Genomic DNA, 26,384 nt, shown 5'->3' on the forward strand with positions numbered 1-26,384 from the left:
GCGGGGAATCTTCGCCGGATGGCTGCCGATCAGACGGCGCCCGGTGGGTCTCTGCACGGTGTGGCAGGTCGCCGTGGGGTACTTCATCCGAAGAACGCCTGACGGCGTCGCGTGAGGGCGCTGAGGGCGCGGAAAGCCGGACCTGCTCGGAGCCGGAGGACCTACGACGCTTCCCGGGCCCGGAGTCAGGGCACACAGCGGAGATCCTGAAGGCGCGCCAGAGCGCCGTTGCCCGGCGCGCGTGTGCTTCAGGCGGGATTACCGGTGTAGCGGTGGGGAAAGAGGCTCGATCAGCCGACGTTGACGCCACGGGCGGCGAGCCACGGGCGCGGGTCGATCTTCTTCGTGCCGTTCTGCCACACCTCGAAGTGCAGGTGCGGGCCGGTGCTCTGGCCGCGGTTGCCGACCTCGGCGATCTCCTCGCCGCACTTGACCTTCTGGCCTTCGCGGACGGAGAACGAGTTCATGTGGCCGTAGACGTGGATCGTGCCGTCGGCGAGCTGGACCTTGACCCAGAGACCGAAACCGCTGGCCGGGCCGGCCTCGATGACCGTGCCGTCGGAGGCCGCGACGATCGGGGTGCCGATCGGGGCCGCGATGTCGATGCCGAGGTGGCTCGTGCCCCACCGGGCGCCGAAGCCCGAGGTGAAGGTGCCCTTGGCGGGCATGCAGGTCTTGGGCCGCTTGGCCTCTTCGGCCGCCTTGCGGGCCGCTTCGGCCTCACGCTTGACGCGGGCCTGGGTGATGCTGCTGTTCTCCGAGAGCTTCTGGGCTTCGGCGGAGGCGTTCGTCGAGTGGCTGGTCGGCAGCAACTCGGGGGCGCCACCACCGGCTCCGCCGCCGAGGGCGAACGAAGCGCTCGCGTCCTGGGTGCTGGCCAGCGGGGTGACGGCGGCGTCGGAGGATTCCGAAACGGACTTCAGGGTCTGCCCGGCAGCGGCGGCCGCGAAGGCGCCGGCAGCGACGGCTGCGACCACGACACGGCCGCGAAGAGCCGAGGACGGGGGCGACAGGCGGTGCGAGCCCCGGACGCGGACGACCGCACCATCCAGTGCGTTCTCGAGCGCCGGGGAAGGAGCTTGGCCGCCGGGGGAGCGGTGTGAAGCCAAGACGGGGCCTTCCATGTTCGGGGAGTCTGATCAAGAGCCCGGGCGGGGGAACCCGGTGAACGACCTCGGGGGTGGTTCGTTCGTTGCTCTCATTCGTGATCTGACTGTAATGGGGACGCGGGAACAGTAACGAAGCGGTACCCCGATCAGCAAGATCTGAGGCCGTCCTCGGCCGATCGGGCGACGGCGATCTGGCCGTTATCCAGTGAATATTACCCAAAGTTAAAGGAGGTTTACTCGTAACCTTGTGACTTGCGTTACAAGATCATGCGGCCGTTCGGGGGTACCGGAGGGTCGGGAAGGAGGCGACGGGGGAAATAACCGGTTGCCGAGAGGCGTTGAAGGAGGTTTATCCGCCGTCGGTCCCTGCGGGACCTGCTGTGTCCTTGTGACGACCCACTGTGACCTGCCGTCGACGTGCCCGGACATGCCGCCGTGACGCACGGCGACCCTCTTCCCGAGTTACCGCCCCGGCCTGCTGTCGCGCCGGTGCGGGCCCGGCTTGCTAGCGTCGCCGTCGATGACTTCGCGCTCACGGCCCCCTGGTGACGATTCCGCGGAACCCGCGGAATCCGCCGGGCAGTCCGTCCCCGGGACAGCCTCCGCCGAACTTCTCCGGAGCGAACCGGGTGCCCGCCCGCGAGCGCTCGTGCTGTCGGCGGGGCTGGTGTCGGCCGGTGCGGTCGCGCTGGCCGCCGGCGCGCTGCTGCCCGTCGTCCGGGCCGGTTCGCCCGGATTCACCGCCTGGCCGGTGCTGGTCGTGCTGGCCTTGGCGCCCGCGGCGGCCGTGCTCCACGCGGTGGTGACGGGACGTGCCGGGCTCGCCTCCGGGCTGGTGCTCGGCCTGACCGCGCTCGCGCCCGGACGGTTGCTGCTGGATCTGCAGCTGCTCGCGGACGGATCGCTCGCCGCGCGGCCGGAACTGTTCCTCGCCGATCGCCTGCTGGCGCTGCCGCCCGCCGGGCCGGGGCTGTGGGCGCTGGTGGCGGGCCACCTGCTGACCCTCGCCGCCGGCGCGTTCGCCGCGGGCACCGCCCGCGACGAGGCGGAACTGGCGGGCGAACTCGACGGGCGGCGGCGCTGGCGGCTGCTCGGTCCGGTCCTCGGCGTGGTGGGCGGGCTCGGCCTGCTGCTCCCGCCGTTGGGGTCGGGCAACGCGTATCTCCTCGCCAAGAACGCCTTCGAGGGCCCGACGGTCGCGATGGCCGGGTACCTGCTGCTCGCGGCCTTGCTCCCGCTGACCGTGCTCGTGGCGGTGAGTTCGCCCTCGGCCGGGGTCGGCAAGGGCGGGTTCGCCGGAGCGGCGCTGGCGGCGCTCGCGGTCGGCGTACCGCAGGTTCTCGCGGGGCTGATCGTGGACAGGCTCTCGGTCGCGCCGGGTTCGGTCGTGGTGACTCTCGCGGGTTTGGCGCTGCTCGGGCTGGCCTTCACCCGGTTCGACGGCGCGGAGGCCGGTGAGGCGGCCACCGGGGATCTGGCCGGTGAGGCCAGGCTGCCCGGACTGTTCTGGTGGCGGCTGGCCACCGGTGCGCTGGCACTGCTCGCCGCCGTGTCCGCGGTCGTGGGCGCGCTGACCCCGGTACTGAAGGCCAACGGTGCGACGCCCGTCCCGGAGACGCCGGCGCGCTGGCTACTGCTCGGCGCCGCCGTCGTGCTCGCCGTACCGGCGCTGTTCGTCTTCGTGCCGAGGCTTTCGGCGTTCGCGAGGGGAGTCGTCGCGGCCACGTGGGTGGGCGTCGTCCTCGCGGGCGCGGCCGTGCTGAGCGCGGCCCTGTCCGTGACCGAGGACAAGGCGGTCGACCCCGCGTCGTTCGGTGTCGACCTCCCGGTGCTGCCGGACAAGATCGGCTTCTCGGCGGGCCCGGGCGTCACCTGGACCTTCATCTCCCTCGCGCTGGCGGCCGTGGCCGCGCTCACCGCCGTGATCACCGGGGTCGTGGAGCGTGACGACGATGCCGCCGACGCTGCCGACGACGGCTCACGGACGAGCGGCAACGTGCTCACCCCGGTCGTCGCGGCGGCGGTGCTGGCGGTCGCCGCGTTCGGCACGCCCGTGTTCACCGCGCCCGGCTACACCGCGCCGGGTCTGTGGTCGGACTTCGGCGCGGCGTCGTGGGGGCTGCTCGGCGCGCTCGCGGTCGTGCTCGGCCTGTACGCGCTCGTCGTGCGCTCCCGTCCGGTCGCGGCCGCGTCCGCGCTGACCGGTGCCGCGCTGGTACTCGGCCTGCGCGCGGCGGAGCTGCCGCTCGTCGGCTCGGAATACGACGGCGCTTCGGCGGGGATGGGGTTCTGGCTCGCGTTGAGCGCGGCCGTCGTCTCCTTCGTCGCGGCCGGGATGGCCGTCGCGGGTTCGAGGCGGTCCGGGTGACACGTCGTCTCCTGCGCGTCGTGCTGGCCGAGTTCGACATCGCCGATGGCTCGGCCGTCGCGCTCGGGAGGCTGCTGCGCGACGACGGGGCCGAGGTCGTCTACTCCGGGCGTCTCGGCACCACCGACCAACTGGTCCGGACGGCCGAACAGGAGGATCCGGACATCCTCGGCGTCGTGCGGGGAGCGAGTGAGCCGGAAGGGCTCGCCGAAGCGCTCCCGGAGGTCCTTCTCTTCGCGGTCGGTAACGGGCCGAGCCGGTTCGAGAACGCCTTCGAAACGCTGGAAGAGGCGGCGAACTGGGTCTCCGGTGTGCGGTCTCACACCGTGGAAACACCGTCTGACCGCGTACGGTGACCGACTTCACCAGGTGCGGAGTCCCCTGCTTCTGCGCAGGTCGCTAACCTCGACTGGTCCGACAGCGCGGTCCGGCAACGGACCACCACAGTGGCGTGTCGTCAGGAGACTGGAGTAGTGGACCTCTACGAATACCAGGCGAGGGATCTCTTCGCCGCCCACGGAGTACCGGTTCTGCCGGGTGCCGTGGCAAACACCCCCGAAGAAGCCAAGGCCACCGCCGAGAAGATCGGCAACCAGGTCGTCATCAAGGCGCAGGTCAAGACCGGCGGCCGCGGCAAGGCCGGCGGCGTCAAGCTGGCCCAGACGCCCGACGAGGCCGCGGAGAAGGCCGAGGCGATCCTCGGTCTGGACATCAAGGGCCACATCACGCGTCGCGTGCTGGTGGCCGAAGCCTCGGACATCGCCGAGGAGTACTACTTCTCCTTCCTGCTGGACCGTGCGAACCGCACCTTCCTCGCGATGGCTTCGGCCGAAGGCGGCGTGGAGATCGAGCAGCTGGCCGTCGAGCGTCCTGAGGCGCTCGCGAAGATCCCGGTCGACGCGATCATCGGTGTCGACAAGGCGAAGGCCGTCGAGATCCTGACCGCGGGCAAGTTCCCGGAGAAGGTCATCGACGAGGCCGCCGACGTCGTCGTGAAGCTCTGGGAGACCTTCGTCTCCGAGGACGCGACCCTGGTCGAGGTCAACCCGCTGGTCCGTGACCCGCAGGACAAGATCATCGCCCTCGACGGCAAGGTCACCCTCGACGAGAACGCCTCGTTCCGTCAGCCGGGCCACGAGGCCCTGGTCGACAAGGACGCGGAGAACCCGCTCGAGGCCAAGGCCAAGGCCAAGGACCTCAACTACGTCAAGCTCGACGGCGAGGTCGGCATCATCGGCAACGGCGCGGGCCTCGTGATGTCCACTTTGGACGTCGTGGCCTACGCGGGCGAGAAGCACGGCGGCGTCAAGCCCGCCAACTTCCTCGACATCGGCGGCGGCGCTTCGGCCGAGGTCATGGCGGCCGGGCTGGACGTCATCCTCAACGACACCGACGTGAAGAGCGTCTTCGTCAACGTCTTCGGCGGCATCACCGCTTGCGACGCGGTCGCGAACGGCATCGTCGAGGCGCTGAAGATCCTGGGCGACGAGGCCACCAAGCCGCTCGTCGTGCGGCTGGACGGCAACAACGTCGTCGAGGGTCGCCAGATCCTGGCCGACGCGAACCACCCGCTGGTCACCGTGGTGGACACAATGGACAACGCGGCCGACAAGGCCGCCGAGCTCGCCGCGGCAGGTGCGTGAGATGTCGATCTTCATCAACGAGAACAGCAAGGTCATCGTCCAGGGGCTCACCGGCTCCGAGGGCATGAAGCACGCGACCAAGATGCTGAAGTCCGGCACGAACATCGTGGGTGGCGTCAACGCCCGCAAGGCCGGCCAGACCGTCTCCATCGAGGGCAAGGACCTCACCGTGTTCGGCACGGTCGAGGAGGCCATCAAGGAGACCGGCGCCGACGTTTCGGTCATCTTCGTGCCGCCGAAGTTCGCCAAGGACGCGGTCATCGAGGCGATCGACGCCGAGATCCCGCTCGCCGTGGTGATCACCGAAGGCATCCCGGTGCATGACTCGGCCTACTTCTGGGCGCACGCGGTCGCGACGGGCAACAAGACCCGGATCATCGGGCCGAACTGCCCCGGCGTGATCAGCCCCGGCAAGTCGAACGCGGGCATCATCCCGGCCGACATCACCGGCGCCGGCCCGATCGGCCTGGTGTCGAAGTCCGGCACGCTGACCTACCAGATGATGTACGAGCTGCGTGACATCGGTTTCTCGACCGGTGTCGGCATCGGCGGCGACCCGGTCATCGGCACGACGCACATCGACGCCCTCGAGGCGTTCGAGGCCGACCCCGAGACCAAGGTCATCGTGATGATCGGCGAGATCGGCGGCGACGCCGAAGAGCGCGCCGCGGCCTACATCAAGGAGAACGTGACGAAGCCGGTCGTCGGCTACGTCGCTGGCTTCACCGCGCCCGAGGGCAAGACCATGGGCCATGCCGGCGCCATCGTCTCCGGCTCCTCCGGCACGGCCGCCGCCAAGAAGGAGGCCCTCGAGGCCGCTGGCGTCAAGGTCGGGAAGACCCCGAGCGAGACCGCCGTCCTGGCGCGCGAGCTGTACAACAGCCTCTGATCCTTCGGAGACTGACGCTTTCCCCGGCGGGCCGGGCACCCCACGGTGCCCGGCCCGCCTGCTTTCTCCCCCTCGCCTCCCTGCCCCGGCGCGTCGACTTTCGCCCCCTAATCGCGCTCCCTGGGGCAGGTCGACTTTCGCCCCCTAATCGCGATCCGGGGGCCGTGTCGACATTCGCGGGCTGACCGCGATCCGCGGGGGCGCGTCGCGATTAGGGGGCGAAAGTCGACACGGGCGTCGACGGGGGTTCCGCACGGAACCCGATCGGGTGTACAGACGTCTCAGAGCCCGAGGCGTGGGGTGACCGCGTGTGCGCTAGCGTTCGAGCATCACAGCCGCCTCGTTTGTCCCGGGAGTCCCGCGTGCCCCGGGGTGCCGGTCGAACGACAGGAGAGCATTCGGATGTCCTATCCCAGCGGTGGGCCCGGCTACCCCCAGCAGGGTGGCGGCCAGCAACACCCCAACCCCGGCTCGGGAGCCTTTCCGCAGCAGCAGGCGCCGTCGCAGGCGGCCCCGCTGAACCTGGCGCTGCTGCTCGCGCTCGCCGTCACCGTCCTCGGGCTGGTGCAGTTCTTCATCGGTTTCTCCGACGAAGCCGACGCCGCCGGACAGATTTCGGTCTTCCTCCTGGTCAGCGGTCTGCTCGCGGCCTTGCACGCGCTGCCGCGCGGCCCGAAGACGCTGCCGTTCGCGGCGTTGTTCAGCGTCCTCGGCGCGTTCGGCGGTCTCGACCTGATCATCGGCTACGGAAGCGGTCGTGACGAGGTCTCGGTCCCGGGCATCCTCACCGTGGTGCTGATCCTGGGCATCCTGCAGATGCTGGTCGCGGTCGCCGCGCTGCTCTTCGAGCACGAGGTCATCAAGCTGCCCGCCGCGAAGCCGCAGCAGCAGTCACCGCAGGCCCCCTACAGCCAGCAGTTCCCGCAACAGGGCCCGCAGGGTCCGTTCGGCCAGCAGGGTCAGCAGGGCCCGGCCGCCACCCAGGTCCAGCCGTTCCCCGGCTCGGGCCAGCAGGGACAGCAGGGTCAGCAGCAGGGCGAGCCGTCCGGCCCGTTCTCGCAGCCGGGCGGGTTCCAGCCGCCGGTCACGCAGCCGCCGGGCCAGCAGGCCACGACGTACGCGCCGCAGCAGGGCCAGTTCTTCCAGCAGCCGCCGTCCTCCTCCTCGGAGCAGGGCCAGAACCCGGGTACGCCGCCGGGTGGTTTCGGCCAGCAGAGCTGACCTCTCGCACGAAAAAGCACCCGCTGTGACTCTCCGTGTCACAGCGGGTGCTTCTTTTTTCCGGGTTACCCGACCGGGTGGGTTGGGCCACGTGCGCCGTGCGGCGGCGGCGTGCCTCACCCGGACGGACCAGTCCGGATGTCATGGTGCGAATCATGAAGCTGCTCACCCGTGACGAACGCCCGCCGGGCGAAGAGCCGGTGAGCGACCTCGTCCCCGAGCCGGAGGTGTCCAGGGCGAAGCGGGTCCGGGTGTTGCTCTCCGCCGCCTGCGCGCCCTTGCTCTTCTCCTACACCGCCGTCGCGGCCGTCCTCGCGGTGGTCGCGTTCGCCGCCGACAGGTCCCGCTTCTCCAGCACCGGCGTCCTGCTCGCCGCGGGGCCGGGCTGGCTCGCCTCGTGGCAGGTGGAACTCGAATTCGGCGGTCACCCCCTCAGCGTGCTGCCGCTCCTGCCGACCATCGCCGTCGCGTGGTTCACGGCGCGGACGGCGTCGCGTGCCGTGCGCCGGATCGGCGGCGGGACCCCGGCCGACGCGGTTCCGGTGGTCGCGGTGATCGCCGGGGCACACGCGTTGTTCGGCGTGCTCATCGCCCTGCTGGCCGGGGGATCGCCGGTCGGGGTGAACCCGCTGACAGCCTTCTGTGTGCCGGGGCTCCTCGCCGGGCTCGCCGCCGTCGCGGGAACCGCCAAGCGGTGCGGATCGCCCGCCACGCTGCGGGAGCGATTCGACCCGGTGGCCGTCCACGGTCTGCGGGCTGGCGCGCTCGGCCTCGCCGCGCTGATCGCCTGTGGCGCGGCGGTGTTCACCACGGTCACCGCCGTCTCATGGTCCACTGTGGACGGCTTGTTCGAACCGGGCCTCGGCGCGAGTCTCGGCTTGTTCCTGCTTTCCGTGGCCTATCTGCCGAACGCCGTCATCGCCGCGCTGTCCTTCACCACCGGACCGGGTTTCTCGGTCGGTTCACTGACCGTCGGCATGTTCGGCTATCGCGAAGGGCAGCTGCCGGGAGTGCCGGTGCTGGCGGGGATCCCGTCGCATCACGCGGTCTGGTGGCCCGCGCTGCTGCTCCTGCCCGCGCTGGTCGGCGCGCTGGTCGGCTGGAAGATCCGCGCGATCGACGAGGATCCGATGCTGCGGATGCGCGCGGTCGCCGTCGCCGGTGCGCTCGTCGCGTTCGGCTGCGTCATCCTCGGGACCCTCGCCGGTGGCCGGCTCGGTGACGGGCCGTTCGATCCGGTCAGCGTGCCGGTCGGGATCGCCTCGGTGATCACCTTCTGCTGGATTGTCATCCCCGGTGGGTTCGTCGCCTTCTTCGCCGGTGCGCACGACGCTCCCGAACCGCCTGGGGAACCGGGCGAAGACACCGAAGACACTGGCGGCGCCGACGCCACCGAAGACATCGACGCCACTGAAGACATCGACGCCACCGACGTCACCGAAGCCGACGAAGAAGTCGTCGAGGGCGAAGAGGGCGAAGCAGCGGAACCGGACGAAGACATCGAGTCCGAGGCCGAATTCGAGGACGAAGCCGAAGCGGAACTCGCCCGCGAGCTGGGTGAGGACCTCGACGGGACCCCGGCCGAAATCGAGCCCGAATCCGAGCCGGAGCAGGACATCGCTGTGACCGAGTCCACCGACGGGTCCGGCGACGAAAGCTCGCCCGGTGGCGACCGTTAGGGTTGACGCGACCAGGTGAAGCGCCGTACGCCCGAGTGCGTACCGCCGTGGCAAGGAGCCCGTTCTGGCTAGTCGGTTGGACCTGCCCACTCCGGTGAAGCTCGTCGTCCTCGCGTCCGGTTCCGGCACGCTGTTGCAGGCCGTGCTCGACGCCGCCGAAAAGCCGAACTATCCGGCGAAGGTCGTCGCCGTCGGAGCCGACCGCACCGGGATCGAGGCGCTCACGCGGGCCGAACGCTCCGGTGTCCCGTCGTTCGCCGTGCGGATGGCCGACCATCCGGACCGCGCGGCGTGGGACAAGGCGATCACCGAAGCCGTCGCCGCCTACCAGCCCGACCTGGTCGTTTCGGCGGGGTTCATGAAGATCCTCGGCGCCGAATTCCTCGCGCGGTTCCCCGGCCGCGTGATCAACACGCATCCGGCCCTGCTGCCGTCGTTCCCCGGCGCGCACGCCGTGGCCGACGCGCTGGCGATGGCCGTCAAGGTCACCGGGTCGACGGTCCATTTCGTCGACGCCGGGGTCGACACCGGTCCGATCATCGCGCAGGAGGCGGTGGTCGTGGAGACCGATGACGACGAGAACGTCCTGCACGAGCGGATCAAGGCCGTGGAACGCAGGCTCCTGGTGGAAACGATCGAAAAACTCGGCCGGAGCGGGTGCGCGGTCGAGGGACGAAAGGTGAGGTTTTCGTGAGTACCGCACAGGGACAGCGTCCCGTCCGTCGCGCGCTGATCGGCGTCTCGGACAAGGCCGGCCTGCTCGAACTCGCCACCGGGCTGCACGCGGCGGGTGTCGAGATCGTGTCGACCGGCGGCACGGCGAAGGTCATCGCGAACGCCGGGGTGCCGGTGACGCCGGTCGAAGAGGTCACCGGGTTCCCCGAGTCCCTCGACGGCCGGGTCAAGACGCTGCACCCGCGCGTGCACGCGGGCCTGCTCGCCGACCGTGATCGCCCGGAGCACGTCGAGCAGCTCAAGCAGCTCGACATCGCGCCGTTCGACCTGCTCGTGGTCAACCTTTACCCGTTCACGCAGACCGTGAACTCGGGCGCGAGCCCGGAGGACTGTGTCGAAAACATCGACATCGGTGGCCCGGCGATGGTGCGCGCGGCGGCGAAGAACCACAACAGTGTCGCCGTCGTCGTCGACCCCTCCCGCTACGAGTGGGTGCTGGAGCGCGTCGCCGCCGGTGGTTTCGAGCTGGCCGACCGCAAGCGGCTCGCCGCGCAGGCGTACGCGCACACTGCCGCGTACGACACCGCCGTCGCCGCGTGGTTCGCCAACGTCTACGCGCCCGCGGACGACTCCGGTTTCCCGGACTTCACCGGCGCTTCGTGGGAGCGCGGCGACGTCCTGCGCTACGGCGAGAACCCGCACCAGAAGGCCGCGCTGTACAAGCACTGGCGTCCTGGCCTCGCGCACGCGGAACAGCTGCACGGCAAGGCCATGTCGTACAACAACTACGTCGACACCGACGCCGCGCGCCGCGCCGCCTACGACTTCGAGGCCCCGGCCGTCGCGATCATCAAGCACGCCAACCCGTGCGGGATCGCCGTGGGTGAGGACATCGCCGAGGCGCACCGGAAGGCGCACGCGTGCGACCCGGTTTCGGCCTACGGCGGGGTGATCGCGACCAACCGGCCGGTGAGCCGCGAGGCCGCCGAGCAGATCTCCGAGGTGTTCACCGAGGTCGTCCTCGCGCCGGACTTCGACGCGGAGGCGCTGGAGATCCTGCAGCGCAAGAAGAACGTGCGGCTGCTGAAGCTGCCCGCCATCACGTCGCCGGATCCGATCGAGTTCCGGCCGATCTCCGGCGGCATGCTGGTGCAGACCGTCGACACGATCGCCGCCGAGGGCGACGACCCGGCGAACTGGACGCTGGCGACCGGTGCGCCCGCCGACGAGCGGACGCTGGCCGACCTCGAGTTCGCGTGGCGTTCGCTGCGTGCGGTGAAGTCGAACGCGATCCTGCTGGCGAACGACGGCGCGACCGTCGGCGTCGGCATGGGTCAGGTCAACCGGGTCGACTCTTCGCGGCTCGCGGTCTCGCGAGCGGGGGACCGGGCGAAGGGCTCCGTGGCCGCTTCGGACGCCTTCTTCCCGTTCCCGGACGGGCTCGAGGTCCTGCTGGAGGCCGGTGTCCGCGCCGTCGTCCAGCCGGGTGGCTCGATCCGCGACGCCGAGGTCATCGCCGCCGCCGAGGCCGCCGGGGTCACCCTGTACCTGACCGGCACGCGCCACTTCGCGCACTAGCCCAGATCGCGTTTCGCGGGCTAACCGCGCTCCGGTCGCCTCCGGCGCCGACTTGCGTTCAGCCCCCTAATCGTGATCCCGGGGGTGCCCGTGGACAGGACCGCGGGCATTCCCGGTGCCCGGCCCCGGTCGCCGTGCCATGCTGGCCGCGTGTCGACTTCAGCGGGCTGATCGTGACGCGAAGCGGACGCGAGGATCGGTAGGAGGAACGGGTGAACCAGCCGCCGCAGGGGTACGGCCAGGGACCGGGTTATGGCCCGCCACCTGGGCCGGGCTATGGACAGCAGCCGGGGTACGGCGCGCCTCGGCCCGGCGGGCCGGGGTACGGCGCACCGGGCGGGCCCGGGTACGGTCCGCCGCCCGGATACGGTCCGCCGATGCCCGGCTACGGGCAGCCGCCCAAGAAGAAAAAGACCGGGCTGATCATCGGCCTGATCATGGGCGGCGTGGTCCTGCTCGGCCTGGGCATCCCGGGCGGCATCTTCGCGTCGGAGTACTACTCGTCGGTCGGCAAGCCGCCGGTCTCCCAGCAGCCGCCCGCCCAGTGCAAGGTCTCGCCGGAAGTCCTGAACAAGGCCATCACCAACAGCTTCCAGGGCTTCGGCGAGAACGAGTTCAAGGCCCTCGACATCGTCACCAAGCAGTACGGCTGTTCCTGGGCGGCGCCGGACGGGGACAACGTCCACGACCGTACCCTGCAGATCACGGTCTACCGTCACGAAGGACCGGACGCCGAGAAACGGGCGGCGGAGTCCTCCACCGGATCGGCCGCGCCGTCCGAGCGCCAGCAGCAGGTGCAGGGGATCGGGCAGAAGGCGGTCCTCGTCTCCCTGGACACCGACAGCGCATTCAGCGGTGCCGAGCTGCGGTTCATCCAGGGCGTGTACGTCGGTGTCATCACCTACAAGGGCTGGGACAAGGGGTTCTTCACGAACTCGCCGATCCCGCCCGCGGAGTCCGCCGAAGTGGCGAAGTCCGTGGGCGCCGAGGTCGCGAAGAACCTGCCCCGCTAGGCGTACAGACCGTTCAGCCAGGCAGTCCACGCCTTCTCGGCCTTGTCCGCGTCGGCGTCTTCGGCGAACAGGTGGTGCCCGATGCCGACAGGCCGGCCCCAGACGTTCCGGCCGTAGAAGCGGTACAGCGCGTCTTCGGTCCGGACGCCGAGGAAATTCGACGTCAGGTAGTCGACGACCCCGTCGACACCGGGGACATCGAGGTGCACCCGGTCGCCCACGGCCGCCGCGCCGACCGCCGCCCGGACCGCTTCGAACGCCTTCGGGGCTATCGACGCTTCGAGTGCGTCGGCCTTGAAGTACTTCGCCTCGCGACGGTTGAAGTGCGTCAGGTACTGGCCGAGCGAGTGGTAGTAGAAGGCCGTGTGACGGCGGCAGGCGTCGTATTCGACGTCCCAGTCGTCGAGGACGGTGGTGTGCTCGTAGCGCAGGTACGTCCCGCCGTCCTTCGGTTCGAGGACGTACTCGAGGGTGTTGAACCAGCCCTCCTCGTTTTCGGCGTAGGTGACGAAGCGTCGTGACGGCTTCCAGACCGTGACCATGCCGCCGGTCGGGGTGAGGCCGGATTCGGCACCGCCGTCGCGCGGTTCGTACTGGATCGGCCAGAGCCAGCCGCCCGTGCCTTCGGTGATCGCGGCCCAGGTGTCGGCGGGCGTGGTGGGCAGGAAGCCCTCGAAGCGGACCTCGGATTCCTTCGCCATGGCTGTCCTCTCTCGTTGTCTTCATAGAGGCGACGCCTGGCCAGGGGCCGTTTCGACAAACGGATCGCGATCAGCCCGCTAAAGGCGACGTGACGCGGGGCACAGTCGTGGGTCAGTCGTGGATGGGATGGCGGGCTTGGAAGGCGAGTCTTCCGTCGGCGGACGCCGCGATGCGGTCGAGTACGTCGTCGAGGGCCATGAAGACCTCCCACGGCGACTGTCCGCTCGCGGCGGTCAGGCGATCGACCAGGAGCTGTTCGAGGTCCGTGACCCGCTTCGCCTTCCACACCTTGTCCGCGGTGCTCACGAGCAGGTCCTCGACGCCGACGTCCGCGCTCCAGGCGGCGTGCGTCCGCGCGAATCGCGCCCGCTCTTCGCCGATCCCTTGGGAAAGAAGGAGTTCGTAACCGGCCTGCTCGTGCGCGGAGCCGGGGCCGGACAATTCCTCGGGATGGATCGTCTTGCCGATGTCGTGGGTGGCCGCGCCGAACAGCGTCGCTTCGCGGTCGAAGGCCAGCTCCGGATGCTGCTTCTCCAGCCAGTCGGCCAGCGAACAGGCCACGTCGTGGACCGCCCGGAGATGCGCGGCGAGCCGTGGGGGAGCGGCCAGCTTCTCCAGGAGTTCGCTCACTTCATCCGGCAGGGGCCGAGGCCCCGGGTCGGTCAGGGCGCGGCGCAGGGCTGGCGAGGGCATGACATCCAGAATGACAGAAAGCGCCGCTCACCCGGTCGGTTCCTCCGTCGCGAAGTCCCTCGTGTGCCGGTCGTTGTGCTCGTGGGCGACGAGGGTGAGCAGTTGACCAGGGCCAGCTCGTGAGCGCCTGTTCGGCCGATGACGGGGAGGGCGGCTGCTTGGTGCAATGGAACTATGACGCTGCGCGGATCCGGCTCCGACAGGCCCGGCGAGTCGGCCGAGGAGAAGAAGAAACGGCGGGAAGAAGAAGCACGGCTGGCCGCGTACTGGCGGAACCGCAAGAAGAAACGCGCCGGCAGGCAGCGGAGGGGGAACACGTCGTCCCAGTCGGGCGACTGAGACACCGTCCTCGGCCCGCGGAGACCACGCGTCAACAGGCTGACCGCGCGAACTGGCGATGGTTGAATACGTGATCTCCCCGGTCGGCGATGCCGACTGGCGCCTGTGGTCACACCTCGCTTGACAACCGCTGCGCCGCCCGGTCTACTGGAGGTATCGAACAAGCGTTCGAAGTGCCGCCTTCCCCGTGGCATGCCGGTGCCGTCCACAGAGGACGGTTTAGGTGTCGTGGGGAGGCGGGGTCCGGTGACAGCGGAGGTGGTCGAGGCACGGGCCTTGCCGTTGGCGAGGCTGGCGGCCTTGCCAGGAGTGAGCACGGCCAGTGGTGTGGCTTCCGCGGCCGAACACGCGAGGACGACGGGAAGGGTGCTCCCGGTGTCCCCGGCGTTGTCCGGTCTGCTGCCCGCCGCGGGGCTCCGGCGCGGGAGCACCGTTTCGGTGCTGGGGTCCACGTCACTGATGCTCACCCTGCTGGCCGCCGCGACCGCCGGCGGTGCGTGGGCGGTCGCGGTCGGCCTGCCCGCGCTCGGGGTGGTCGCCGCCGCGGAACTCGGGGTCGAGGTGGGCAGGCTCGCGCTGGTCCCCCGTCCCGGTGCCGAGTTCCCGGCGGTGACCGCGGCTCTGCTCGACGGCTTCGACCTCGTGGTCGTCGGTCCGGGACTCGCCCGGCCCGAGGTGGCGAGGCGGCTGTCCGCCCGCGCTCGCAACCGTGGTTCGGTGCTGCTTTCGCTGGGTTCCTGGCCCGGTGCGGAGGTCGAACTGAGCTGCCGCCGATCCCGCTGGACGGGCTTCACCGGCGGCGGCGCGGGCTACCTGCGCGTCCGCGAGGTCGAGGTGCGGGCCGGTGGCCGGGGTGCGGCCGCCCGGCCGATGTCGGCGTCGCTGCGGTTTCCCGGTGAGGGCGCGGTCGAGCGAGCGGATTTTCCCGCGGCCAGGTGGGGGACGGCGTGAACCCGCCCGTGCGCATGCTGGTGCTGTGGTGCCCGGACTGGCCCGCGGTCGCCGCCGCGGCCGTCGCGGGCGAACCCGTCGGCCGCCCGGCCGCGGTCTTCTCGGCGAACCGTGTGGTCGCCTGTACCGCGGTGGCCAGGGGATACGGCGTCCGCCGGGGGATGCGGCGGCGCGAGGCCCAGTCCTGCTGCCCGGAGCTGGCGGTCTTCGGCGAGGACGACGGCCGTGACGCCCGGCTCTTCGAATCCGTCGCGCAGGCGGTGGAGGAAGTGGCCGTCGGGGTCGAGGTGGTGCGCCCGGGGATCGTCGCCGTCCCGGTCGAGGGAGCGGCCGGTTACTTCGGCGGTGAACACGGCCTTCTCGAACGGCTGATGGACGAGGTGTCCGTGGCGGCGGGGGTGGAAAGCCAGGTCGGCGTCGCCGACGGCCTGTTCGCCGCGACGCTCGCCGCCCGCCGTTCGACACTGGTCGAACGCGGTGGGACCGCGGAGTTCCTGGCCCCGCTGCCCATCCGGGAACTCGACCAGCCCGAAGCCGGTCGCGCCGAACTGGTCACCCTGCTCAAGCAGCTCGGCCTTCACACGCTGGGCGCCTTCGCGGCGCTCGACGAAAGCGACGTCTCCGCCCGCTTCGGGATGGAGGGCGTACTCGCGCACCGGCTGGCACGGGGCCGCTCCGAACGTCCGCCGTCACGCCGTCGTCCGCCGCCGGAACTGTCGCTCGCGAAGGCGTTCGACCCGCCGATCGACAGGGTCGACGCCGCCGCGTTCGTGGCGAAGGGCCTCGGCGAACGGTTCCACGCCGGACTCGCCGCCCACGGGCTGGCCTGCACCCGGCTCGGTATCTACGCCACCACCGAGACCGGTGAGCAACTCGGCCGCGTGTGGCGCTGTGCCGAACCGCTGACCCCGCTCGGCGTCGCGGACAGGGTGCGCTGGCAGTTCGAAGGCTGGTTGAAAGCCAAGGAACGCCCGCATTCCGGAGTCGTCCGGCTGCGGCTGGAGCCGGAGGAGACGGTCGAAGGCCGGTCGCTGCAGCTCGGGTTGTGGCAGGCGGGTGCGACTGGCGTGCTGCGACCGTCCACAGAGGACGAAGACCTGTCCGGCGAGCGCGCCAGCCGCGCGCTGGTGCGGGTGCAGGGATTACTCGGCCCGGAGAGCGTCTTCACCGCGGTGCTCGACGGCGGTCGCGATCCCGGCGAGCGCGTCCGGCTGGTGCCGTGGGGCGACAGGCGCGAGAAGTCGGCGCAGGCGGACGCGAACTGGGCCGGGAGGCTCCCGGCGCCCTCCCCGGCGACGGTGTTCGCGCGGCCGGTGCCCGCCCAGGTGCTGGACGAGAACGGGCGTGCCGTGGAGATCACCGCGCGGCGCCGGGTCACCGCCGCGCCGTTCCTCGTGAGCTTCGAGGGCGACGAGCCGCGCGAGGTCCTCGCCTGGGCGGGGCCGTGGTTCGTCGGGGTCCGGGCCGGGGCGGGACATGCCCGGTCGGGGACCCGGATGCGTATGCAGGTGCTGCTGGCCGACGGACGGGACGCCGAGGAGGCGGTGCTGCTCCGCTTCGAGCACCACAAGAATCCGATGTGGACACTGGAAGGGAAGTACGACTGAACATGGACGAGGAGTACACGCGGCTGGTGCGGCGATGGCTGGAGGAACCGGCCGTCCCGGTGCAACGTGCTGAGCTGGACACGGCCTGGGCGGCGTGCGTCCCGCGCGCGGAAGTGTTCGTCCCCGCGCCGAGAAGCTCGGCCGAGAACCGGTGACCGATGGGCTGGAACAACCCTCCGCGGCCATGGAAGGACCTCGCCCGCGAGCTGGCGGGCGAGGTGCCGCCCGGCGACGGCGGTGACAGCCCGGCGTGGAGCGCCAAGCGGCAGGGGTACCAGCGGCCCGCGGATCTGGCCGGGCTGATCGGTGAAGACGACGGCGCCACCGCGCGCCGGATGCCGTACGCCGAGCTGCACTGCCATTCGAACTTCAGCTTCCTCGACGGGGCGAGCCACCCCGAGGAACTGGTGGAGGAGGCCGCGCGGCTGGGCCTGGACGCGATCGCGCTCACCGACCACGACGGCATGTACGGCGTGGTCCGCTTCGCCGAAGCGGCGAGGGAATTGGGCGTGCACACCGTTTTCGGCACGGAACTCAGCTTCGGCCTGTCCGGGCCGCAGAACGGGTTCGCCGATCCGGAGGGTGAACACCTTCTCTTGCTGGCCAGGCAGCAGGACGGTTACCTGAGCCTGAACCGGGCGATCACCGCGGGCCAGCTGTACGGCTTCGACAGGCAGTCGTTGTCCCCCAAGGAGAGGGCGGAGAAGGGCAGGCCGGTCTACGACCTGCGCGCGGTCGCCGAAGAGGTCCGCGGGAAATGCGTCGTGCTCACCGGGTGCCGCAAGGGCGCGGTGCGCAAGGCGCTCGTCACCGAAGGCCCCGCCGCGGCCGTCGGGAGACTGAAGGAACTCATCGACTGTTTCGGCCGGGACAACGTCTACGTCGAACTCATCGACCACGGCCTTCCCTTGGACAGCACGCACAACGACCTGCTGAGCGAGATGGCCGGGGAGTTCGGGTTGCCGACGGTGGCGACCACGGCCGCGCACTACGCCCGGCCGGAGCGGGCTCCGCTCGCCGACGCGCTGAGCGCCATCCGCGCCCGGCGGGGCCTGGAGGACATGGAGGGCTGGCTGCCCGCGGCGGGGATGGCGTTCCTGCGGTCGGGGGAGGAGATGGCCGAGATCTTCGAGCGGTATCCGGGCGCGGTGCAGCGGGCGGCGCTGCTCGGCCGGGAGTGCGCGTTCGAGCTGCACCACATCGAGCCGAAGCTGCCGCCGTTCGAGGTGCCGGAGGGGCACACCGAAGCGTCCTTCCTGAAGAAACTCACCCGTGAAGGCGCCAAGGAACACGAGAAGAACAAAGACGCCGAATACCGTGAAAAAGCCGAGAAGCTGATCGAGCACGAACTGAAGATCATCGAAGAACTGGGGTTCCCCGGCTACTTCCTGATCGTCTGGGACATCGTGCGGTTCTGCCGGGAGGAGGGGATCCTCTGCCAGGGCCGGGGATCGGCCGCGAACTCGGCGGTCTGCTACGCGCTCGGCATCACCAAGGTCGACGCCGTGCGCTACGGCCTGCTCTTCGAACGGTTCCTCGCCCCGGATCGCGACGGCTATCCGGACATCGACCTCGACATCGAATCCGATCGCCGCGAGGAGGCGATCCAATACGTCTACCGGAAGTACGGCAGGCTGAACACCGCGCAGGTGGCGAACGTGATCACCTACCGGGCCCGGTCCGCGGTCCGGGACGCGGCGCGGGCGCTGGGATACACGCCCGGCCAGCAGGACGCGTGGAGCAAACAGATCGACCGGTGGGGCGCGTTGCGGGCCACGGAGAAGGACCACGATCACGACATCCCGGAAGAGGTCGTGGAACTCGCCTGCGCGCTCGAAGACTTCCCGCGGCATCTGGGTATCCATTCCGGCGGGATGGTGATCTGCGCGCAGCCGGTGAGCGAGGTCGTCCCGATCGAATGGGCCCGTATGGAGAACCGCAGTGTCGTGCAGTGGGAAAAGGACGACTGCGCCGCCGCGGGACTGGTCAAATTCGATCTGCTCGGACTCGGGATGTTGTCGGCGCTGCACTATATGATCGATCTGGTTCGTGACCACAAAGGGGAAGAGGTCGACATCTCCGAATTGGATCTCAAGGATCAGAACATCTACGGAATGCTCTGCCGCGCCGACGCGATCGGCGTCTTCCAGGTGGAGAGCCGGGCGCAGCTGGCCACACTGCCCCGCTTGCGCCCCAAGACGTTCTACGATCTGGCGGTCGAGGTCGCGCTCATCCGCCCCGGCCCGATCCAGGGCGGTTCGGTGCATCCCTACATCCGGCGCAAGAACGGCCAGGAGAAATGGGATTTCGACCATCCCAAACTGGCCAACGCGCTCGGAAAGACCCTCGGCGTCCCGTTGTTCCAGGAACAGATGATGCAGATCGCGCTCGACGTCGCCGATTTCACCCCGGCGGAGGCGGATCGCCTGCGGCACGCCATGGGGGCCAAACGGTCCGAGCAGAAGATGGAGCGGCTCAAACGGCGTTTCCTCGAAGGCGCCGCGAAGAATGGCATCCAGGGCGAGCTGGCCGAGAAGATCTTCGGCAAGCTCAAGGCGTTCGCGAATTTCGGCTTCCCGGAGAGTCACGCGCTGAGCTTCGCCCTGCTGGTGTTCGCGAGCGCGTACTTCAAGTACTACCACCCGGACGCGTTCCTGGCGGGTTTGCTGCGCGCTCAGCCGATGGGGTTCTACTCGCCGCAGTCGCTGGTCGCCGACGCGCGGCGGCACGGGGTGAAGGTGCTCGGCCCGGACATCAACGCGAGCCTCCCGCACGCGACGCTGGAACCCTTGCCGGAAGGGGGAGAACTGCTCGCCGTGCGCGGTGGCCTGTCCACCGTGCGGATGATCGGCGAGAAGCTGGCGAAGGAGATCGTCGAGGAGCGGGAACGCGGGGGGCCGTTCGCGGATCTGGCCGAGGTCGCCAGGCGGATGCGGCTGACCAAACCGCAGGTCGAGGCGCTGGCCGCGGCCGGCGCGTTCGGTTGTTTCGGCGAGAGCAGGCGGAGCGCGCTCTGGGCCGCGGGCGCGGTCGCCGACGAAAGCCCGGAGAAGCTGCCCGGGCTCATCACCGGGGCCAAGGCGCCGATGTTGCCGGGAATGGACGAAATCGACATCGCGGCGGCGGACGTCTGGGCCACCGGGGTGTCGCCGGACAGCTTCCCGACCCAGTTCATCCGGGAGCACCTCGACGCACTCGGCGTCGTCACGGCGGCGCGGCTGCGCGAGGTCCCGCACGGCTCGGAGGTGCTGACCGGCGGCGCGGTGACCCATCGCCAGCGGCCGGCGACCGCGGGCGGTGTCACCTTCATGAACCTCGAAGACGAGACGGGGATGATCAACGTGATCTGCACGATGGGGGTGTGGCAGCGCTATCACCGGGTGGCCCGCGGCAGTCCCGCGCTGCTGATCCGGGGCGTGGTCGAGCGCACCGGCGAGGTGGTGAACGTCCTCGCCGAACAGATCCGGCACCTGCCGCTGCGGATCACCGCCAAGTCCCGTGACTTCCACTGAAACCCTCTTGACGATCACCCGCCGGCCGTGCTGAAGTTCCGTCCAGCGTCGCAGTGCACCCGGCAAAGAGACCGTCGTGGGCATGGAGGCGCCGGACCATGGGAAATCATGGAAACCCCTTCTCGGACGGGCGACCGGTTGACGGCGTTCGGAAATCAACTCATTCAGGTGCACAACTGGCTGCGTAAAGAGCTGGCCAGGCTGGACGACGACCTCGAGTCGGTCGCGGCGGGGCGCGCCGAGCGGCTGCGCGATCTCCGGGCGCATTGCCTCACCTTCTGCTCGGCGCTGACCAGGCATCACACCGGCGAGGACGGCGGCGCTTTCCTCGTGCTGGCGGGCGAATTCCCCGAACTGCGGCCCGCGCTCGAAGAACTCGCGCACGACCACGGCGTGATGACAGGGATCATCGAACGGCTCGAAAAGCTGGTCGCCGGTGTCGGCCCAGGGACGAGTCAGGACGAGATCCTTGACGTCCAACGGGAACTGGACGGCCTCACCGCGATCATGGAGACGCATTTCCGTTACGAGGAGAAACGGATCGTCGAGGCGCTCAACTCGCTGGACATACCGGAGTGGCGGGAGTCGAAGCCGCCTTTCCTGCTGAAATCGCATTAGGACACGATCTGTCCTATACGGGTTCTAGCGTTCTTCTCAGCGCACACGACGACTGAGGAGAATCCCGATGAGCAACCCGATCCCCGCCGGATACCACTCGGTGACCCCCTGGATCATCTCGCGCGACACCGCGGGCGTGATCGACTTCCTGAAGCGGGTCTTCGACGCCGAGCCGCTCGGCGAACCGGTGTACGTCGAGGGCGGGAGGATCGGGCACGCCGAGGTCCGGATCGGCGACTCGGTCGTCATGCTGTTCGACGCGCAGGACGACTGGATCGAAACCCCGGCGTACCTGCGGCTCTACGTCGAGGACAGCGTGGAGACGCAGCGCCGGGCCGTCGAGGCGGGCGCCGAAGAGGTCACGAGGCAGACCGAACTCTTCTTCGGCGACCGCGTCGGCCGGGTCCGCGACCCGTTCGGCAACCTGTGGTGGATCCAGACCCGGCTGGTCGACCTCGACCCGGCCGAGATGGAGCGGCGGATGAACGACCCGAAGTTCGTCGAGGCCATGCGGTACGTCTCCGGCGCGAAGATCATCCCGAGCCGCTGAAGTCGGTAGGGTGGTGGTCGCGACGCGGAGGTGAGCAGGTGGAGCACCACCCACTCCGGGGCAACCCCGGGGAGTACGAGGACAGCGAGACAAGGCGCCCCGCGCGAGAGCGGCATGCTTCGCGTACGGGTCCGCGCGGATGACAGGAGAAAGAGTCACCCCCGCGTCGCTCCTCGAACCGATGCCGGTCTGGCGATTCCAGGTGGCCCGCTGGGCGACCTTCGACGAATGCGCCGCCGCACTCGACCTGACGCCCGGTGAACTCTCGTGGTTCGCCGACACGAAGGGCTGGAACCGGCGCGCGGCCTGCCCGGTCCGGCACTACACCTATCGCTGGATCCCGACGGCGTCGGGCGGGGTGCGGCTCATCGAACGGCCGAAACCGCGGCTCGCCGAACTGCAGCGCCGTGTCGTGCGGCACGTCGTCGGGGCCCTGCCGGTGCACGAAGCCGCGCACGGATTCCGGCGCGGACGTTCGGCGATGACCTGTGCCGCACCGCACGCCGGCCGGGAGACCGTGGTCAGGATGGACCTCGAAGGGTTCTTCCCGGCGGTGTCCGCGCGCCGGATCTCGGCACTGCTCGCGCTCGCGGGCTATCCGGCCGCCGTGGCGGAGGCGCTGGCGGGCGTGCTCACCACGGCCGCGCCGCCCGAGGTCGTCGCCGCCGTGCCGGACGGGCGGCGGGACCCGGCCCGCATGCGGCTGCTGAACAGCCTGGCGGCCACGCATCTGCCGCAGGGCGCGCCGTCCTCACCCGCGGTCGCGAACGCGGTCACGCACCATCTGGACCGGCGGCTGGACGGCCTCGCGCGCACGCTGGGGGCGGCCTACACGCGCTACGCCGACGATCTGGCGTTTTCCGGGGATTCCCTGCCACTGCACCGGTTGCTGCCCGGCGTCCGGCGGATCGTGACCGACGAGGGCTTCCGGCTGCGGGACGACAAGACGTCGATCGCCGGTGCGCACCAGCGGCAACGGGTCGCGGGCCTGGTGGTCAACAGCGCGCCCGCCGCGACGCGCGCCGACTACGACGCCCTGCGCGCGCTGCTCCACAACTGCGCCCGCACCGGCCCGGAGGCGCAGAACCGGACCGCGCATCCGGACTTCCGCGCCCATCTGCTCGGCCGGATCGGCTGGATCGCCGCGTCGTCACCGGCGCGGGCGGCGAAACTGCGCGCGTTGTTCGGCGGCATCATCTGGCCGTGAGCGGGTGTGCGATCCTGGACGGGTGATCGAGACCGCCGAGGATTACCGTGAAGCCGTCCTTTCCCAGCAATGGTGGGAAAAACGCAGTTTCGTCGGCTGTGATTTCACCGAAGCCGACCTTCGGGGGCTGCGGACCCAGGGCTGCACCTTCGACCAGTGCGACTTCACCAAGACCGACTTCGAGGGCTCGCGTCACGAGGCGTCGGCGTTCCGGTCCTGCACCTTCGACCGCAGTGTGCTCGCCGGTACCCGGTGGAGCTCCTGCTCGATGCTCGGATCGTCCTTTGTGGACTGCCGGTTCCAGAAGATCGCGTTCACCGAATGTGATCTGTCCCTGGTTTCGTTGAGCCGCAACCGACTGTCCAAAGTAGACTTCTCTGGTCTGCGGCTGCGTGAGGCCAACCTGACCGAGGCCGACCTCAGCGGCGCGGATCTGCGCGGCGCCGACCTCACCGGCGCCCGGCTGGCGGGCGCGAAACTCGACGGCGCCGACCTGCGTGGCGCGCGGATCGACGCCAACGGCCTGGTGCAGGCGAACCTCTCGGGCGTCCACGTGGACACCGAGACCGCCGTGGCCTACGCGGCCGCGCACGGCCTCGTCATCCACTGACTCCCGGCACCGGCCCCCGGCGGGTGAAGGGGCCTTTCCTCTCGTCTCATGCGCTGAAGGGCGCTTTCCCCGCATCGCATGCGGGGAAAGCGCCCTTCAGCGCGGTACCGACTAGTCGATCGGCGGTTCGCCCGGGTCCAGTTCGATGAGGTCGCCCTCGGCGAGCAGCTCCTCGATGGACGCGGGCAGCAGGTACGCCGACCCGCCACCGGGCTGGTTGAACCACGGGATCGCGACCCCGGCCAGCGCCTCGAGCGGACGCTGCACCCGGTACACGTGGTACGGCCGGTTCACCCACTCCGGCACGAGCGAACGCTCCTCGAACGGCGTCCCGGCCGCGTAGGTCAGGTTGCCGTTCGGGCCGCCGAAGCGGTCCAGCTCGCTGCCCGCGGGCAGCTCACGCAGTTCCTTGCCGCGGAACAACGTCAGCGGCGGTTCACCACTGAGCGGCGAGATCGGCCAGTTCTGCTTGGCATCCGGCGGCCCGGCACTCGCCGCGGCCGGCGGGCGGGCCGGCTCCTCACGCCGCATCGGCGGCGCGGGAGGCGGCGTCACCGGCGGTTCGCGCCGGGGCGGGGCGGGCGGCGGGCTCGACAGTGCCGGGTTGGACAGGCCCGGATTGGGCAGGCCCGGGTTCGGCCGCACCGGGGGCGCGGGCGGGACCGGAGCCGGGGTGGGCTCGTCGTCCAGGTCGTCTCCGAGCAGTTCCTCCGCCGTCGTGAACGCCGTCTGCTCCTGCGGCGGGATCGACTCCCGCGGCGGCACCGGATGCGAACCGGTGGCGACCTCGGGGGAGAGCGTCGCCAGCACGGGGGGCGCCGGAGCGGGCGGCTCCTCGGCGGGCCGCTCTTCGACCGCGGGAGGCTCCTCGACGGGCGGAGCGCCGTTCGGGTTCAGCAGGACCTTGCCGAGCATGAACGCGGCCGCGTCCTCGGCGTCGCCGAACACCGCCGGGTTGGTCAGCTTCCCGTCGTACCAGCCGACCCGCCAGCCACCGCCGTCGACCTGCTCGACACTCCAGCCGTGCTCGGCGGGGGCGCCGATGCGGTAGACGTCGTCGGGCACGTCGAGGTCGTCGAACTTCGACTGCAGTTCGTTCAGCACCGGCACGGGGTGCTCGGCACGGCGCGGCCGCTCCGGGGTCGCGCGGCGCGGGGGCTCCTCACGCTGCGGTTCGGGCTCCGGACGGGACACGGGCGCGGCGGTAGCAAAGGTCCCCCGCTCCTGCGGCGGGCCGTCGACCTGCGTGACCTCGGTGTCGGACGGCGGAGGCGCGCTCGGCGGCTCCGCGTCGTGTGTGAGAAGCGGCAGGCCACCCGCGTCGGCCTGCTCGACCGGCGTGTAGCCGGTGGTCGCTTCCTCCTCGGGGGGCGCGTACGGCTGGTCCTCGTCCTGCGGGGCGTAAGCGCCGTGCGGTTCCTCGCGAGGCTGCTCGTAGGCGTCGACGTGCGCGGGCCGCGCGTAAGTCGTGGCCTCCGGGTCGGCGGCCTGCGGCTCGGGCTCGGCGCGCTGGTGAGGCTCGTCGTCCTGGCGGGCTTCGTCGGCGTAGACGTCCTGCTCGGACTCGTGGAACTGGGCCTCTTCGTGCGCGTACGGCTCGTCGTAGCCGTCCGCGTACTGCTGCTCGGCGGCGGCTTCGTGGAAGTCCTGCGCCTGGTAGTCCTGGGTGTCGTAGTCCTCTTCGTACCGCTGGGACTGCTCCGCCTGGTCCGGGACGGTGGTCTCGGCGGCGGGGACGGCCGAAGCCGCCGCGACCGGTGCGGCCGCCGCCGCGGCCATCGAGGCGGCGTCGGGACCCTGCTGGTGCGATGGCGGCGGTGGGACGGGCGGCTGGGCGGCCTGGTTCGGACCGGGGCCGCCTGGGCCCGCGGGACCGTGGGGTCCCGGCTGACCGGGAGCGCCCTGGTTGACCGGGGCCTGCTGCTGCGGACCGGGACCGTTCGGACCGGGACCGTTCTGGGCGGGGCCGTTCTGCGGCGGACCCTGTGGCGGCGGGCCGCCGGGACCACCAGGTCCACCGGGGCCGCCGTTGGGGCCGCCGGGACCGGGGCCGTTCGGCCGCTGCTGCGGGGGCTGATTCCCCCGGGTGAGGTACCCCGCCGCGGCCTGCAGCGTCGGGTCGTCGACCTCGGGCAGCGTGAAGCCGTTCTGCCGGACGTGCTCGATCAGGTCGAGTTCCGGCGAGACGCCGTACTCACGCAGGTAGTAGTTGACGGCGGCGGGCCAGATCCACTGCCCGTCGCTGTGGAAGGCGACCGGGACGGTGGCCTCGGGGGTCTGGGCGAGCCGGTCGATGTCGTAGCCGCGCTCGGTGACCACCAGCGGCGCGTGGTCGAGGTATTCGAGCAGCCTGTCCTGCTCCTCGATCTCCAGGTCGGGCCGGTTGATCACCGGACGCCCGGCCGGGCCGATGGTGTCGAAGATGCGGGCGATGCGGAAATGCGGGCCGGGTTGCTCGGGGCCGAGGCCGGACATGCGCCGGATCAGCCATTCGGGCACGTTCTCCTCGGAACGGGGGAACATGCGGAGTTCGTCGGAGTACGCCTGCGGAGGCGGCGCGAGGCGCCACTGAGGCTCGTCGCGGTTGTACTCGAGGTTGTAGCTCGAGGGGTGGTCGAGCTGGTAACGGGCGTTGAACCAGGTGCCGCGGCCGTCGCGGTACATCCCGGCACGGAGCCTGCCGAACAGCGTCGCGATGTCGTGCGTCGCGACCCACTCGTGCGCGGTGCCGTCCTCGGTGATGATCTCGCCGGTCATCTCGTGGTACCTGCCGACGGCTCGGTACTCGGCGGTCACCTTCCGCCAATCACGCGGTGCGGCCCGCAGCAGGGCGAGGCCGATCTGTTTGACCAGGGTGTCCTGCTCGGTCGCGTTCAGCTGAGTCGTCGGTTGTGCCACGGTCACATTTTGACCGTATCCGCGCCCGCGTGCACCCCGCATGTGGGTTTTGCCGCTCTTGACACCTCGGAAGGCGCCCTGACCTGCTGCCGGATAACTCACCCGGGATACTGGCGACGTGAATCGATTCGCCTGCGAGACCGTGAAGGACGAGGACTGATGGCGGTGGCCGGACAGCGGCGTGACCGTGGGGCACTGCTCCATCACCTGCCGTTCCTGCTGGTGATGCTGGTGGTGGCGGTCGCGGCCCTGCGGATCGGCCAGTACCACTGGCGCCAGGGTGCCGCGCTGATCGGCGGGGCCCTGATGCTCGCGGGCCTGCTGAGGGCGGTGCTGTCGGACGCGAAGGCGGGGCTGCTGGCGATCCGGGGCAAGCCGGTCGACGTCCTGACTTATGGCGCGCTTTCTGTCTTGATCCTTTTCATCGCTTTCACGATCACCGGCGGTCCCCTGTCCTGATGCGCGTGAAGGCCCCCTTCCCCTTGGGTTCTAGTGGTGGTTGCAACACCTGACTTTGTTCGG

General features: G+C 70.3%; 23 protein-coding genes. 19 read left to right on the forward strand and 4 right to left on the reverse strand.

Features of this window, described 5'->3' with window-relative positions; genetic code table 11:
* Positions 1-290: 290 nt before the first annotated feature.
* Positions 291-977: a M23 family metallopeptidase gene (locus L324_RS27690; protein WP_037314917.1), complete on the reverse strand. Its 687-nt coding sequence runs from the start codon at positions 975-977 to the stop codon at positions 291-293.
* A gap of 652 nt (positions 978-1,629) precedes the next feature.
* On the opposite strand from L324_RS27690, the gene L324_RS27695 reads away from it, so the two are divergent.
* From L324_RS27695 to L324_RS27735, 9 genes are all read left to right on the forward strand, one after another.
* Entirely contained in the window at positions 1,630-3,477 is a 1,848-nt protein-coding gene (locus L324_RS27695) for a hypothetical protein (RefSeq protein ID WP_037314919.1), read from the forward strand.
* Positions 3,474-3,833: a hypothetical protein gene (locus L324_RS27700; RefSeq protein WP_037314923.1), complete on the forward strand. Its 360-nt coding sequence runs from the start codon at positions 3,474-3,476 to the stop codon at positions 3,831-3,833. The genes L324_RS27695 and L324_RS27700 overlap by 4 nt, the downstream gene beginning before the upstream one ends.
* Positions 3,834-3,950: 117 nt before the next feature.
* Complete coding sequence (gene sucC / locus L324_RS27705; protein ID WP_037314926.1) at positions 3,951-5,120, forward strand: ADP-forming succinate--CoA ligase subunit beta; 1,170 nt, start codon at positions 3,951-3,953, stop codon at positions 5,118-5,120.
* Between the two features lies 1 nt (position 5,121).
* Positions 5,122-6,009, forward strand: coding sequence for a succinate--CoA ligase subunit alpha (gene sucD / locus L324_RS27710; RefSeq protein ID WP_037314929.1), 888 nt, complete (start codon positions 5,122-5,124; stop codon positions 6,007-6,009).
* Positions 6,010-6,411: 402 nt separating this feature from the next.
* Complete coding sequence (locus tag L324_RS27715) at positions 6,412-7,230, forward strand: DUF5336 domain-containing protein (protein ID WP_037314931.1); 819 nt, start codon at positions 6,412-6,414, stop codon at positions 7,228-7,230.
* A 143-nt stretch (positions 7,231-7,373) separates the two neighbouring features.
* Positions 7,374-8,909, forward strand: coding sequence for a cell division protein PerM (locus tag L324_RS27720; protein WP_081736493.1), 1,536 nt, complete (start codon positions 7,374-7,376; stop codon positions 8,907-8,909).
* Positions 8,910-8,985: 76 nt separating this feature from the next.
* Positions 8,986-9,603 carry a phosphoribosylglycinamide formyltransferase gene (gene purN, locus L324_RS27725; RefSeq protein WP_037314934.1) on the forward strand — a complete coding sequence of 206 codons (618 nt, stop codon included), beginning with the start codon at positions 8,986-8,988 and terminating at the stop codon, positions 9,601-9,603.
* Positions 9,600-11,162, forward strand: a complete 1,563-nt coding sequence (gene purH / locus L324_RS27730) for a bifunctional phosphoribosylaminoimidazolecarboxamide formyltransferase/IMP cyclohydrolase (protein ID WP_037314937.1) — start codon at positions 9,600-9,602, stop codon at positions 11,160-11,162. The genes purN and purH overlap by 4 nt, the downstream gene beginning before the upstream one ends.
* A gap of 212 nt (positions 11,163-11,374) precedes the next feature.
* The gene (locus tag L324_RS27735) at positions 11,375-12,175 is read left to right on the forward strand and encodes a hypothetical protein (protein WP_037314940.1); all 801 of its coding nucleotides are present in this window, start codon (positions 11,375-11,377) and stop codon (positions 12,173-12,175) included.
* Here the strand turns inward: L324_RS27735 and L324_RS27740 are convergent.
* On the reverse strand, positions 12,172-12,876 hold the full coding sequence (locus L324_RS27740; RefSeq protein ID WP_037314943.1) for an SRPBCC family protein: 705 nt from the start codon (positions 12,874-12,876) through the stop codon (positions 12,172-12,174). The genes L324_RS27735 and L324_RS27740 overlap by 4 nt on opposite strands.
* A gap of 112 nt (positions 12,877-12,988) precedes the next feature.
* Complete coding sequence (locus L324_RS27745; RefSeq protein ID WP_037314946.1) at positions 12,989-13,570, reverse strand: HD domain-containing protein; 582 nt, start codon at positions 13,568-13,570, stop codon at positions 12,989-12,991.
* A gap of 174 nt (positions 13,571-13,744) precedes the next feature.
* Here L324_RS27745 and L324_RS42870 point away from each other — a divergent pair, with 174 nt between their 5' ends.
* The 9 genes from L324_RS42870 (at position 13,745) to L324_RS27780 (ending at position 22,964) form a co-directional block, all read left to right on the forward strand.
* Positions 13,745-13,909, forward strand: coding sequence for a hypothetical protein (locus tag L324_RS42870; RefSeq protein ID WP_161780886.1), 165 nt, complete (start codon positions 13,745-13,747; stop codon positions 13,907-13,909).
* 246 nt (positions 13,910-14,155) lie between these two features.
* Positions 14,156-14,860, forward strand: a complete 705-nt coding sequence (imuA', locus tag L324_RS27750) for a DnaE2-dependent mutagenesis accessory factor ImuA' (RefSeq protein ID WP_051174128.1) — start codon at positions 14,156-14,158, stop codon at positions 14,858-14,860.
* Positions 14,861-14,874: 14 nt separating this feature from the next.
* Complete coding sequence (locus L324_RS27755) at positions 14,875-16,467, forward strand: DNA polymerase Y family protein (protein WP_037315032.1); 1,593 nt, start codon at positions 14,875-14,877, stop codon at positions 16,465-16,467.
* 2 nt (positions 16,468-16,469) lie between these two features.
* Entirely contained in the window at positions 16,470-16,622 is a 153-nt protein-coding gene (locus L324_RS43140; protein WP_162835882.1) for a hypothetical protein, read from the forward strand.
* 3 nt (positions 16,623-16,625) lie between these two features.
* On the forward strand, positions 16,626-19,979 hold the full coding sequence (locus L324_RS27760; protein WP_037314948.1) for an error-prone DNA polymerase: 3,354 nt from the start codon (positions 16,626-16,628) through the stop codon (positions 19,977-19,979).
* 108 nt (positions 19,980-20,087) lie between these two features.
* Entirely contained in the window at positions 20,088-20,597 is a 510-nt protein-coding gene (locus L324_RS27765; protein WP_037314951.1) for a hemerythrin domain-containing protein, read from the forward strand.
* A gap of 67 nt (positions 20,598-20,664) precedes the next feature.
* Positions 20,665-21,147: a VOC family protein gene (locus L324_RS27770; protein WP_037314954.1), complete on the forward strand. Its 483-nt coding sequence runs from the start codon at positions 20,665-20,667 to the stop codon at positions 21,145-21,147.
* A gap of 139 nt (positions 21,148-21,286) precedes the next feature.
* Positions 21,287-22,354 carry a reverse transcriptase family protein gene (locus L324_RS27775; protein ID WP_268871961.1) on the forward strand — a complete coding sequence of 356 codons (1,068 nt, stop codon included), beginning with the start codon at positions 21,287-21,289 and terminating at the stop codon, positions 22,352-22,354.
* A 22-nt stretch (positions 22,355-22,376) separates the two neighbouring features.
* Positions 22,377-22,964: a pentapeptide repeat-containing protein gene (locus tag L324_RS27780; protein ID WP_037314958.1), complete on the forward strand. Its 588-nt coding sequence runs from the start codon at positions 22,377-22,379 to the stop codon at positions 22,962-22,964.
* Between the two features lie 111 nt (positions 22,965-23,075).
* On the opposite strand, the gene L324_RS27785 is transcribed toward L324_RS27780, so the two are convergent.
* Positions 23,076-25,868, reverse strand: a complete 2,793-nt coding sequence (locus L324_RS27785) for a TNT domain-containing protein (protein ID WP_037314961.1) — start codon at positions 25,866-25,868, stop codon at positions 23,076-23,078.
* Positions 25,869-26,021: 153 nt separating this feature from the next.
* Between L324_RS27785 and L324_RS27790 the strand changes: the two genes are divergently transcribed.
* Positions 26,022-26,321, forward strand: a complete 300-nt coding sequence (locus L324_RS27790; protein WP_037314963.1) for a DUF3017 domain-containing protein — start codon at positions 26,022-26,024, stop codon at positions 26,319-26,321.
* Positions 26,322-26,384 lie beyond the last annotated feature (63 nt).

The sequence above is a fragment of the Amycolatopsis orientalis DSM 40040 = KCTC 9412 genome (genome assembly GCF_000478275.1).
GTDB lineage: Bacteria > Actinomycetota > Actinomycetes > Mycobacteriales > Pseudonocardiaceae > Amycolatopsis > Amycolatopsis orientalis.